Below are 12,911 nucleotides of genomic sequence, written 5' to 3'. Positions count from 1 at the left end.
TTTTGGTTTTTTCTGAGACTGTTCAGTGAAAATGCGTTTGATCTTGGCTGGGGCTTTTTTCCCCTAGTGGTGTCTTTGCCATTTGTTCCCTTTGTCTTAGTCTGGTTGGCTGTGCAGTTTTATCGGCATTTAAGATTGTTTAACACCAGTTTTAATCGAAAATGGCATGCCTGCCATTGCACCTGTACATCGGCCTTGTTTAGCTTGTTTATATTTCAGTTTATTTATTAATATTAATCAATAAACCTAGTATTTTTTGCTAAAGTGCCAGTATTCATACAGCTTTGCTGTGTAATAGTGCCTACCTCTTCAATCAGCTTTATTTCTTGCTATCATAAAGCCAAGTAAGTCTATATTAACCATTTAAGGAATCACGATGCTTAAAAAAGTAGGATTGTGTTTATTACTACTGACGTCGTCTTTGTCTGTGACAGCAAATGAGAAAGCTGTCATCGGCTCTACCGCCAAAATGTCTGTGGCCCATGCTGGTCTTTCTTATGTTGCGCGCATCGACACCGGAGCAGTTAATACTTCGCTGCATGCCTATGACATAGAAGTTGAAGGTGGTAGCGCAAAGAAGATGAAAGATAACATTGGCAAGATGGTTTCTTTTACAACCGAGAATAATATTGGTGAGAAAAAGCGATTAAAAGCTAAGATAGTTAAGACTTCAACAGTCAGTAATTCTCAAGGGACTGAGACTCGCTACATGGTCGACCTCGATGTTGGTTTTAAGGGCAAAGAGCGTAAAGTAAGAGTTAACCTTAGAGACCGTAGCCATATGGACTACAAGTTGTTAATCGGCCGAAACTGGCTTAAAGATCGTTATGTAGTCGATGTGTCTGAGAAGAAGCGAATTGGTCCGACGGCACCGATTAGTATCGTAGAATCAGGGTTAGTGTTTAAAACCCGTATCGATACTGGTGCGGTAGAAAACTCATTGCATGCTTTTGATCTTAAAATTGAAAATGAAGATCCTGACATGGAGAAAAATGTTGGTAAGGTGATTCACTTTACCACTGAAAATGAAAAGGGCGAGTCCCATGTGGTTAAGTCTCGCATCGTGGAGACTTCTTTGATTCGAAACGCACAAGGAAGTGAGATCCGCTATATGGTTGAGCTCAAAATTGGTCAGCTTGGTCAAGAATATAAAGTGAAGGTTAACCTAAGAGACAGAAGTAAAATGTCTTATAAATTATTAATTGGCCGTAACTGGCTACAGGGACACTATATTGTCGATGTGTCGCTTTAGGTGCGTCGCTTACGTCAATAAATAGCTCGCTAGAAAAGACACCTGCACACTGAGTGCTGTGCTTAAGGTGTCTTTTCGTGTCATTAAGTAGATAAGCTGTAGCTTACCAAAGTATTAAATCCCGACTCTGTTGGTAAAGGTGTCACGTTAATTTTGCCGTTAAACTCACTCTTTAACCAAACCGATAGTGCCGATAGTGTCCCTTTGACTTCTGCGTGATCAAGCGCCTTCTGCAGCTCTGCTAGTTGCGCCTCCTCAAAGCCTTTTCCATTGTCATATATCGTCATCATTATCTGCTGATTATCTTTGCTTAGCACGATCTTCATATTCTGAGTCGTACCTTGCTGATAAAACGCATCGGTAATGGTGTTGCTGATAGCTCGATAGAAAATGAGTAGAAAATGCCAATGGACGCCCTCGACAATTAGCCTGTTTTCGCTATCGATTTCTAGAGCAATATTCTTTTCAACTAATTTGGGTTGTAACAACGCGACAATATGTTCAAGCAGCGAGACTAAGTCTATAGGCTTAGCGATATAATCTTGAGCAGAAAAAAGATATTCAAGATGTCTTAATCGTGCAGTTTGTTCGTCAAGTTTGTTGTTAAAATCTGCCACATTAATTTCGTTATTTGCCAACCTGTAGGCACTGGCCGCTAATTCGTCTTGTTTTCTGAATATGGGTTTTACAATACTTGAGACAAGAGAAGGGTATAGGGTTTGATTTTCAAGTTTTACTCTCTCGAAGTTATGTTGACGATTATTCTCAAACTTAGCTTGCTGACTCTCACTCTGTAAGCGTTTATTAGTTAGCTCAAGTTTTTCAATGAAGCGAATGTTATCCGATTTTTCCTGCCTAAGGATCTCAAATTGGGCCCGTTTCTTTAGTTCAATCTCCTTGCTGGCACTGATATCAAATGCAATTGTACCTACTGAAGTTAGCTGTTTTTTCTCATTGAAAATAGGGAACTTAGTGACGAGGTAGATATGTTGTTTACCGTCAAGTGGGAAACTTTGCTCGTAACTCAGTTCAAGCTGTTCATTGAACACGATCAGATCTTTTTGCTGATTAACCTTGGCTATTTCTTTAGGCATTATCAGGTGATCCTTTACTCCTAAAATCTTGCCACGCTCAAGCGACAGCACATTGCAGAACTGGTCGTTGACTAAGGTAAATTCACCTTTGGTATTCTTAATGAAAATTAAGTTATGCGCAGAGTTGAGTACTGAGTTTAGCTGCTCTTTTTTCTCTTCTAACTCACTTTTAGATTGTTGTTGCACATCTAATTGCTGCTCTAATGCAAGGTTAGTGGCATCTAAGCTAGCAAGTGCAATTTCTAACTGTCGAGTCCGAGAACTAAAAGCCTTGGCGAGCATACCAATTTCATCATTTCGTGTTGTCGCTTCAAGCTCAATTTTTGCGGGGTTTGAGTCATTTAAAGCGCGAACCATACGGCTAATCGGTGTGATAAATAATTTATTTTGCACGATGAAAAGCAGGATAAGTGCAAATATTTGTATACTGACTAAGTAGATCCCAACAGAGCTGGCTAATGACTCAGCGTTATAGGCGATGCTAGAAATAGGGGTTACTAAGACAATCTTCCAGTAAGTTCCCGGCATTAAGAACACGGTGACAATGACGGGCTCCTTGAGCCGTGGGTCGCTATCAAGTTGAAGGCTTGCCACAAGTTCTACCTGCTGGAGTTTGTTATTAGCATTTTGATTTATCAATGCCACAAGCTTAGCACGTTGGTTTTTTGGGACATTTTGAACGACATTGGCTAGCTGTGTTTCTTCATAAGCCTTATTTAGATTCGCTCGCTGAATAAACTCGGTATCAATCTGCTTGATAGTCTTATGAAGAGGTAAAAAAGAGGGATGCTTTTGGGTAAATGTACTGAATGCTTGAAACAGTGCCTGCTCATCGATGCTGTCGTTATTGTCAAGATCCGGATAGGATAATAAACGGTTTTGTTGGTCAAGCGCGAACACATAGCCGCCTTGACTCGGAGTCGCGGTGTTAAAAAAATTATCTAGACTCGATAGCGCAACATCTACCGTGGAGACGCCGATAAACTCATGTTGTTGCCACATAGGAACGGATGCTGTCAGCATTGCCTTTTGGGTAAAAGGGTCAATATAAGACTTAGACCAATAGGTCGTATCTCTAGGGTAAAACTTTGCTGGAACATACCAATTTTCAAGGTAGTAGGGCTGTATACTTGCTGCGTTATAGTCGTTGACTGCTATTAGCTCGTTGGCAAAGTTGCGTGCCCAAAAGTAACTGTCTTTTTCATTGTTAGGGTTAAATAAAAACGGTTCTGGCCAAATACCACCGCCTAGTATGACTTCTTGTTGTCCAGGTTGCTCTAATAGCGCGGGTATTGCGGTTTTTAACTGCTCAGGGTTGTGTTGATACAGCTCGCCTAAGGCACCCATTGATACTGCGAGGTTTTCAATTTTGTTGGTTTTTTGCTGCAGCTTAGCGACGATGGTTTTCCCCTGATTGATACTCAAAAACTCTTGATTATCAATCAAACGCTCAGTTTCAATCGTTTTAAGAAACCATACGCTGGTAATAATGATAATAGCGGCGACGATCAGTTGAACCAACATAAACTGCATCGGTAAATTTGAGCGCCAGTCGGTTAATTTTGCATACTGTGTATTGAGTTTAGCCATGTATAATTATCTACTCAAATAATGAATTCCCCCTCCATTGGCATCCGTACTAAATAAGAAATGGGGCTTGTTGAGCTAATTATATAAGTCTTGTTGTTTTTTTGTAAAACAAACACGGGCTTTAGTGAGTGAAATTTCTTTAGAATCAAAAAAGCAGCCAAATAGCTGCTTTTTTGATATTGGTATTAGACCTTTAAACCAATAAGCAATTTATCCAACTGTTCGGCAGTTGCATGAAGTTCATCACAGCCCGTTACCGATTGATTTGCAGATTGCTCCACATCATGGGATTGATTACGGATGTCCATAAGGTTAGTGGCTATCTCGTTCGCGACAGAGGACTGTTCTTCGGCTGATGTTGCTATTAGCTCGCTCATCTCGAAGACTTTCGCACTATGATGAGCAATGCCTTCTAAGTCTTTACCCGTATCTAGCACATGCTTCTTACCTTCTTCAGCTTTCTCTACGGTGCGATGCATAACTTGTTTAAGATTACGCGCCCCTGATTGTAGTGCTTCAATCATGGTTTTGATCTCAACTGTAGCAGCTTGAGTTCGTCCGGCAAGGGTTCTAACCTCATCAGCAACTACGGCAAATCCTCGACCTTGTTCACCCGCTCGTGCTGCCTCAATCGCTGCATTCAATGCTAATAGGTTAGTCTGTTCAGAAATCGCATTAATCGTGGTGACGACTTCATCAATTTTTGCAGCATTTTCATTGAGCCTGTTCACCGCTTCAGAGGCGTCACCAATTTCTATCGATAAGCCGCCAATTGCTTCAACTGTAATGGCGATATCGCGAGAGCCTGCATCAACTTGAGCATTAGCTTCCTGAGTTTCAGCGGAAGACAACTCTGCATTGCGCGCCACTTCAGAAACCGCAGCTGTCATTTGTTCCATCGCAGTGGCTAATGAATCGATATGCTGACGCTGATCCATAGCTAAAGATTGGCCTTCTTCTGCCGTATTTCTAAAGGACTGAACCACATTGCGAATTTGTAGACTAGCACTGGTTATTTCACTAACAAGTTTATGTTGGCGCTCAACTAGGGTATCTATACTAATGGCAAGAATACTGAATTCATCTTTTACTTCAAAAAAGTTAAGTCGACCAGTTAAGTCCCCCTCTGCGGCTCTCTTTAGTGCCATGACATTGGTGTAAAGTGCGCCGCCAACAAAACTCGAAATATAGTAACTGACGATTAAGATAATCAAGATCAATAGTCCGATAGCAAGAAAAGCTGCATATTCGTTATGACTGCCAGCGTCTTGCTCTGTGGTAAACACGGTAATGATGCCTTGCGAGCCAATAGAGCTGACGCTTTCTATCATATCCCCCTTGATAGTCGTTTCGCCGCCATTAGCTGCCATAGCCGTTATTTGCTGGCTAGCATTTTGCTGCTCATAGACAGACAGATCGCCTTTTATTGCCGTTAGAAATGCCTTCTTGTTTTCTGGCGAAATATGTTGATAAGCAACATCAAGTGCTTGGTTGAGTGTTTGGTTGAACTTTTTGGTTTGAGTGACTTGGCTATCGAGTAGATTTTGCTTGTACTGGTTGTTTAGCAGAGCCGATAAACCTAAGAGGGTGAAGATGGGGATTATCGCTAATAATGCAAACTTTGTTTTAAGTGTCATATGGATAAGGTATTTATCAACCCAGCGGAATTTAACTTCTTTCATCATATTCTCTTTTATTATAATCACTACTTACTGATTTATCGGAAGGATTTACAGTTTCCTTAGTAATTTTTTTGAAAGCGCTTAAGAGCAAGAAAGGTTTCTAACTAAAGCGAGAGATAAGTTATTGAAAAACGAGATATCTGATGGGTAACTATTGTTTGTGAAAATATTTTTAACAAAATGGCTTATTAAAACCGCGGCCTTAATATGGGGTGTATCCTTTAGAATAGATTCAAAATCGTTAACCGAGATGCTGAGCAAGCTTTATTTAGCTAACCCTTGTATAAGGACTAAGCAAAATAGGCAGTTAGCAGGTAAAAAAGTGAATTATCCCTAGTCAAACGTCCCTGTCTAACGTAAAATTTTAGTCTTTTTCTATTTTCACAAAGAAAATACGTTAGCCCAAAAGTCGTAGGTCTAGGACTTACTTGCACTGGAAGAGATGATGTCACAGTTAACAGAGATCGTAGAACAGGCTTTAGCCGCCATCGAAGGAGCTACAGATTTAAAAGCTCTCGATGACCTCCGTGTCGATTACCTTGGTAAAAAAGGTCAAATCACCGACATGATGAAAATGATGGGAAAACTTCCTCCTGAAGAGAAGCCAGCTTTTGGTCAAGCAGTAAACCAAGCAAAGCAGGCGGTTCAGCAGCAGCTTTCTATTCGTATTGATGGCCTTAAAGCTGCAGAGCTTGAAGCACAGCTTAAAGCTGAAAGCATTGATGTGAGCCTTCCTGGTCGTCGTATCGAGAACGGTGGTTTACACCCAGTTACGCGCACCATTGAACGTATTGAAGCATTCTTTGGTGAGTTAGGCTTTGTTGTTAAAGATGGCCCAGAAATCGAAGATGACTTTCATAACTTCGACGCGTTGAACATCTCTGAGCATCATCCTGCTCGTGCCGATCATGATACTTTCTACTTTAACCCGAAAGTGATGTTACGTACGCAAACCTCAGGTGTGCAGATCCGTACCATGGAGCACGAGAAGCCACCATTACGTATTATCTCTCCGGGCCGTGTATATCGTAATGATTACGACCAAACACATACACCAATGTTCCATCAGGTGGAAGGTCTACTAGTTGCTGAAAACGTTAACTTTGCTGAACTTAAAGGCATTTTGCACGATTTCTTACGTAATTTCTTTGAAGAAGATTTAGAAGTGCGTTTCCGTCCATCTTACTTCCCGTTCACTGAGCCTTCTGCTGAAGTTGACGTAATGGGTAAGAATGGTAAGTGGTTAGAAGTATTAGGTTGCGGCATGGTACATCCAAACGTACTGCGTAGCGTTGGTATCGATCCTGAGAAATACTCGGGCTTTGCATTCGGTATGGGCGTTGAACGTCTTTCAATGTTGCGTTATGGCGTTAATGACTTACGTTCATTCTTTGAAAACGACCTACGCTTCCTGAAGCAATTTAAATAAACGGAGCTGTAATAGCATGAAATTTAGCGAATCTTGGCTTCGTGAGTGGGTTAACCCAAGTGTTAACCGCGAAGAATTATCACACCAAATTACCATGGCCGGTCTTGAAGTGGACGGCATTGAGCCTGTAGCGGCAGATTTTAGCGGCGTTGTTGTTGGTGAAGTGGTTGAGTGCGGTCAGCACCCAGATGCTGACAAACTACGTGTAACTAAAATCAATGTTGGTGGCGAAGAGCTAATCGACATCGTGTGCGGTGCATCAAACTGCCGTTTAGGTCTTAAAGTTGCAGTTGCTATGGTTGGCGCTGTGCTACCTGGCGATTTCAAAATCAAAAAAGCTAAGCTACGTGGGCAACCATCATTTGGTATGTTGTGCTCGTTTGGCGAGCTTGGCGTTGATATCGAAAGCGATGGCATCATTGAATTGCCACTAGATGCACCTGTTGGCCAAGACGTACGTGAATACTTAGATCTAAACGATGCTGTCATTGATGTAGACTTAACGGCTAACCGCGCAGACTGTTTAGGTATGGCTGGTCTTGCTCGTGAAGTTGGCGTTTTAAATCGTCAATCGGTTACAGAACCGACTTGGGATGCGGTTGAAGCGACAGTTGCTGATGCAGTTACTGTTGACATTCAAGAGCCTCAAGAATGTGGTCGTTACTTGGGCCGTGTTATCAAAAACGTTAACGTTAAAGCTGACACACCACTATGGATGCAAGAAAAATTGCGTCGTAGCGGTATCCGCTCTATCGACCCAATCGTTGATATCACAAACTTCGTGTTGATTGAGTTTGGTCAACCAATGCACGCGTTTGACTTAGCTAAGTTAGACGGCGGTATTGTGGTTCGTAAGCCTAACGGCGAAGAGAAACTGACTCTGCTTGATGGTAACGAAATCACTATCCCTGCAGGCATGCTGATTATTGCTGACCAAGTTAAGCCATTAGCACTTGCGGGTGTATTTGGTGGTGAGCATAGTGGCGTAACGACTGAAACCACAGATATCGTACTTGAGTGTGCTTATTTTGCACCTTTAGCTATCCTAGGTAAGGCGCGCAAGATTGGTCTGCATACTGATGCATCGCACCGTTTTGAACGTGGCGTAGACCCAGAGCTTCAACAAAAAGTCATGGACCGCGCAAGTCGTTTGGTTCTAGATATTTGTGGTGGTGAAGCGGGCCCAGTTGTTGAAACTAAGTCTGAAGAGAATCTACCTAAGCCAGTACAGATTGTATTGCGCCGTAGCAAGCTAGATAAGACTTTGGGTCATCATATTGACGATGCTGAAGTTAAAGAGATTCTAGAGCGCTTAGGCTTTATCGTTGAAGTGAGTGAAGGCTTGTGGAATGTAACCACGGCAACTTACCGTTTCGATATGGCGATAGAAGAAGACTTAATTGAAGAAGTTGCCCGTATTTACGGTTACAACAATATTCCAAATATCGCGCCTGTTGCTCAGCTAAGCATGTCAGACCATAAAGAGTCTAACATTAACATTAAGCGTGTTCGCAGTATGTTAGTGGCTCGTGGCTTCCAAGAAGCGGTGACTTATAGCTTTGTTGATCCTAAGCAACAAGAGCTAGTGCATCCAGGTGCAGAGGCGATGATTCTTCCGAACCCAATTTCGGTTGAAATGTCTGCTATGCGTCTGTCTATGTTTACCGGTCTTTTAACTGCAGTTGGTTATAACCAGAGTCGTCAGCAGAACCGCGTAAGATTGTTTGAGACTGGTTTGCGCTTTGTGCCAAATGAGTCAGCAGAATCTGGCGTGTCACAGCAACCAATGCTTGCTGCTGTTATTGCTGGTAACCAAAATGACGAACATTGGACAATGGAGTCAAAAACCGTTGACTTCTTCGACCTAAAAGGTGATTTAGAAGCTGTCATTGGTTTGACTGTTGCTGATGCTGAATTTAGCTTCAGAGCGGCAAGTCATCCAGCGCTTCATCCGGGGCAATGTGCTGAAATCTTAAGAGATGATCGCGTAATTGGTATCATAGGTACGGTTCATCCGAGCCTAGAGAAGCCATTTGGCCTAAACGGAAAAACAATTATTTTCGAGCTAGAATTAGATGCTTTATTGCACGCTAATTTGCCGCTAGCCCAGACTGTATCTAAGTTTCCAGCTAACCGCCGTGATATCGCCATCGTAGTTGATGACGCTGTTGCAGCGAATGATGTTGTAAAATTGATAAGAAAAGTTGGCGAAAATCAGTTGGTTGGCATAAACTTGTTCGATGTATACCGAGGTAAAGGTGTAGAGGAAGGCAAAAAGAGCCTTGCAATAGCACTCTTATTACAAGACAACGCTCGTACATTGGAAGAGAAAGAAATCGCAGAGATGGTAGACGTCGTGGTTTCTGCTCTGAAAGACGAGTTCAACGCATCGTTGAGGGACTAAAAGTATGGCACTTACCAAAGCCGAAATGGCAGAACATCTTTTTGAAACGCTAGGTATCAACAAGAGAGTAGCGAAAGAGATGGTAGAGACGTTTTTCGAAGAAATTCGTCAAGCTCTTGAAAGTGGTGAGCAGGTCAAGCTGTCTGGCTTTGGCAACTTTGACCTGAGGGACAAGAATCAAAGACCGGGAAGGAACCCAAAAACGGGAGAAGATATCCCAATTTCGGCACGCCGCGTAGTAACTTTCCGTCCAGGACAGAAACTTAAAAGTCGCGTCGAAGAGGCTAACGCAAAGAAATAATTGCTTTAGCACTGTAATGAAGAGGCCACTCAATTGAGTGGCTTTTTCTGTTTCCATTTGCTGTAGAGGTTTTTATCCTTGTCTAGAAAGCCGAAGTATTTTGACCGACGTTTTAAGCTTAGTTTGTTGCACCCAAGATATTGGTTAACCTGGGGCGCCATTCTAGTGCTGGTGGTATTTGGTCTTATGCCTGCTTGGTTAAGGGATCCAATCGCTCGTACCTTAGCTAAATTAGTGATGAAAATTGCTAAGAAGCCGATTAAGGTTGCTAGGGCTAATTTGACGACTTGTTTCCCTGAAAAAACAGCTGATGAGATTGAAGCGTTAGTGAAAGATAACGTCGAAAACTTTGTAATGATCTTGCTGGCACAATCAGAATTGATGCTGAAGTCGCGTGCTCATATGAGACGTCGAGTGAAGCTGCATGGTTTTGAGCATGTTGAGCAAGTAAGAGCTGCGGGTCAGCCTGTCATTTTCATTATGCCGCATGTATGGGGAATTGAATACGCAGGCTTAAGGCTTAACCTAGATTTGCCGATGGTCTCGATGGCAAAAGCTCATAAGAATGATCTGTTTAACTGGTTTAATAACCGTATGCGCAGCTCCCAAGGCGGCAATATCTATATGCGAGAAGCCGGTATTCGTGCACTGCTTAGTGAGTTAAAACAAGATAACAGTTTCTTTTATCTACCCGATGAAGATTTAGGGCGAGATAAGAGTGTATTTGCGCCGTTCCTTGGTACTACTAAAGCCACATTACCAGTTGTTGGTCGTTTAGCTCAGGCCGGCAATGCTCAAGTTATGCCAGTCAAGATTGGCTATGATAAAGTTAAGCGTCATTTTGACTTAACTGTCATGCCTGCTATCTCGCCTGAAACCATGCAGGGTAAAGAAAATGAAGCCATTGCCTTGAATAAGGCGGTAGAGCAGGTGATCTTAGCTTATCCTGAACAGTATATGTGGTTCTTAAAGGTGCTGAAAACTCGTCCTGAAGGTGAAGCTTCCATTTATAACTAGCCTTTTAAATATAGTATTACAGCCGAAAAGAACTTATCTGTAGTTATGTGTTATCTGTCTCAGTACGCATATATTGATTCACAAAAAAGCCGCAACTCAAATTGCGGCTTTTTTATTACGCTATTTTGTCATCGACTAAACGATAAGTTGGTACTCGTCGCGTAAGATATCGATGATTTCCTGCTTAGGGTTATCACTTATCTGCAGCTTTTGTCCGATGATCTTTTCAGCAATACCCACATATGTATTCGAGATATCCATCATCACAGATTCTGGTAGCTTGTTATCCGTTGCTAGTGCGAAACGCTCTTGCATGCGGTTCTTGTTTAACAAGATATCTGGATCTGGGAAATGGTTAAGCAGCCATTGTCTAAAGCCTTCTTTAGATTGCTCGATGATCTTGCCATCACGGTGCGATGAACCATCCCAAATGCGAGAGCTATCAGGTGTACCCACTTCATCCATATAGATGAGCTTTTCGTTGCCTGCAGCATCATTGACGTAGCCAAATTCAAATTTAGTATCGACAAAGATTTGATCGTGCTCAGCCAATGCGTCGCTAATCACGTCAAAGCCTTCTTTAAGCAATTTCTCGTAAAGATCGATATCTGACTCATTACTGAAGTTAAAGCCTTTAACGTGGCGCTCAATGTCGCTACGTGAAACATTAACGTCATCAGCTTCTGGCACGCCTTCAAGACCCGTTAGCACACCTTTAGTAGAAGGAGTGATAAGTAGCTCAGGTAGCTTTTGATCTTTTTCTAGGCTTTCAGGGATAGTGATACCACAGAATTCACGCTCACCTTTGGTGTATGAACGCCACATAGAACCAGTAATATATTGACGAGCAATCGCTTCAATCATCACAGGACGGGCTTTTTGTACGATCCATACGAGTGGGTGCGGGATATCAAGGATATGACTATCGGCAAGCCCCTTGTCTTTGAAAAGTTTAAACCAGTGATTTGAGATGGCATTAAGCGCCGTACCTTTACCAGGAACGCCATTTAAACCATTTTCACCTTGCCATACGCAATCAAAAGCTGAAATACGGTCACTGATCACCATAATGGCAAGCGGTGCATCGGCTGGTACATCGTAACCTTTATCTTTAATTAGCCGAGCGCTATCTTCTTCGGTTAACCAGTAAACACTGCGGACCTTACCTGAGTGAACAGGTTTGTCGGTACGAATTGGGAGGTTGTCATTTACGACTAAAACTTTATCTGCAAGATTCATAGGGCACACTTTTATTATTGAGAAGCTTAATTTTAGTGGCGCAGATTGTATCAGAAGATGACGATTGCAACACTAGGGTAACGAGGGTTTTACTCTTTGTAAAAACAGTGTTTTCTATAGTGTAAAATAGCAGGCTCAAGTTGAGGGCAATTGAAATATTATGCTGTTAAGCCTAGCTGAAACGGAATTTATTCTTGCTAAAGAAAAAGGACGTAAATTTAGCTTACGCCCTTAATATTTGCTACTTAGCCTTATTGTGTCTTTTCATCAGGTTTAAGTTGATATCTTGCATACTTAAATCCTGATCTTCTAATAGCACTAACAGGTGATAGATAAGATCCGAGGCTTCATCTATCAGCTCTGGCTTGTCATTAGTTGCCGCGGCCAAGGCTGTTTCTAAGCCTTCTTCGCCGACTTTTTGGGCGATACGTTTGGTGCCTCTTTCAAACAGATGAGCTGTGTAGCTCGACTGTGGATCTTGGCCCTTACGTGATGCGATGAGTGTTGTCAGGTTATCGATAAAACTGTGGGCTGTACCATCTTTCCAACAGCTTTCGGTACCTTTATGGCAAGTGGGTCCATTGGGGATCACTTGGACTAAAAGGCTGTCGTTGTCGCAGTCCATATCGATAGCAACTAGATCAAGTGTATTGCCAGAGGTTTCTCCTTTGGTCCATAAGCGTTGCTTGCTACGACTAAAGAAAGTCACTTGTTTAGTCGATAAACTCTTGTCTAATGCAGCTTTATCCATGTAGCCGAGCATCAGTACTTTGCCCGTAAGAAAATTTTGCACTACGGCAGGGATTAACCCGTCTGTTTTTTCCCAGTCCAATAAACTAATAAGCTCGTTGTCTACTGCCTGTGATTGATCAATCTTAGTCATATTACGTTCCTAATTTGATT

9 protein-coding genes are annotated in these 12,911 nt (G+C 42.2%); 5 read left to right on the top strand and 4 right to left on the bottom strand.

Features of this window, described 5'->3' with window-relative positions:
* The first annotated feature begins 376 nt into the window (after positions 1–376).
* The gene (locus tag K5Q73_RS13735; protein ID WP_220761396.1) at positions 377–1,252 is read left to right on the top strand and encodes a RimK/LysX family protein; all 876 of its coding nucleotides are present in this window, start codon (positions 377–379) and stop codon (positions 1,250–1,252) included.
* Between the two features lie 83 nt (positions 1,253–1,335).
* On the opposite strand, the gene K5Q73_RS13730 is transcribed toward K5Q73_RS13735, so the two are convergent.
* The gene (locus K5Q73_RS13730; protein ID WP_220761394.1) at positions 1,336–3,936 is read right to left on the bottom strand and encodes a PAS domain S-box protein; all 2,601 of its coding nucleotides are present in this window, start codon (positions 3,934–3,936) and stop codon (positions 1,336–1,338) included.
* Positions 3,937–4,121: 185 nt separating this feature from the next.
* Positions 4,122–5,618 (bottom strand): methyl-accepting chemotaxis protein, encoded by a 1,497-nt coding sequence (locus tag K5Q73_RS13725; RefSeq protein ID WP_220761392.1) that lies wholly within the window; start codon positions 5,616–5,618, stop codon positions 4,122–4,124.
* A 445-nt stretch (positions 5,619–6,063) separates the two neighbouring features.
* Between K5Q73_RS13725 and pheS the strand changes: the two genes are divergently transcribed.
* The 4 genes from pheS (at position 6,064) to lpxM (ending at position 10,769) form a co-directional block, all read left to right on the top strand.
* Positions 6,064–7,047: a phenylalanine--tRNA ligase subunit alpha gene (gene pheS / locus K5Q73_RS13720; RefSeq protein ID WP_220761390.1), complete on the top strand. Its 984-nt coding sequence runs from the start codon at positions 6,064–6,066 to the stop codon at positions 7,045–7,047.
* A gap of 16 nt (positions 7,048–7,063) precedes the next feature.
* A complete protein-coding gene (pheT, locus tag K5Q73_RS13715; protein ID WP_220761387.1) occupies positions 7,064–9,451 on the top strand; it encodes a phenylalanine--tRNA ligase subunit beta in 2,388 nt (795 codons plus the stop codon).
* Between the two features lie 4 nt (positions 9,452–9,455).
* Positions 9,456–9,752, top strand: coding sequence for an integration host factor subunit alpha (gene ihfA, locus K5Q73_RS13710; RefSeq protein ID WP_012142935.1), 297 nt, complete (start codon positions 9,456–9,458; stop codon positions 9,750–9,752).
* Between the two features lie 78 nt (positions 9,753–9,830).
* Positions 9,831–10,769 carry a lauroyl-Kdo(2)-lipid IV(A) myristoyltransferase gene (gene lpxM, locus K5Q73_RS13705; RefSeq protein WP_220761385.1) on the top strand — a complete coding sequence of 313 codons (939 nt, stop codon included), beginning with the start codon at positions 9,831–9,833 and terminating at the stop codon, positions 10,767–10,769.
* A 135-nt stretch (positions 10,770–10,904) separates the two neighbouring features.
* On the opposite strand, the gene K5Q73_RS13700 is transcribed toward lpxM, so the two are convergent.
* Positions 10,905–12,008: a phosphoribosylaminoimidazolesuccinocarboxamide synthase gene (locus tag K5Q73_RS13700; RefSeq protein WP_220761383.1), complete on the bottom strand. Its 1,104-nt coding sequence runs from the start codon at positions 12,006–12,008 to the stop codon at positions 10,905–10,907.
* 241 nt (positions 12,009–12,249) lie between these two features.
* Entirely contained in the window at positions 12,250–12,891 is a 642-nt protein-coding gene (hisIE, locus tag K5Q73_RS13695; RefSeq protein WP_220761381.1) for a bifunctional phosphoribosyl-AMP cyclohydrolase/phosphoribosyl-ATP diphosphatase HisIE, read from the bottom strand.
* Positions 12,892–12,911: the final 20 nt, after the last annotated feature.

This window comes from Shewanella sp. MBTL60-112-B2, from assembly GCF_019655055.1.
GTDB lineage: Bacteria > Pseudomonadota > Gammaproteobacteria > Enterobacterales > Shewanellaceae > Shewanella.
The sequence above is the reverse complement of the archived record's forward strand: the minus strand, read 5'-3'. Positions and strand labels throughout refer to the sequence as shown.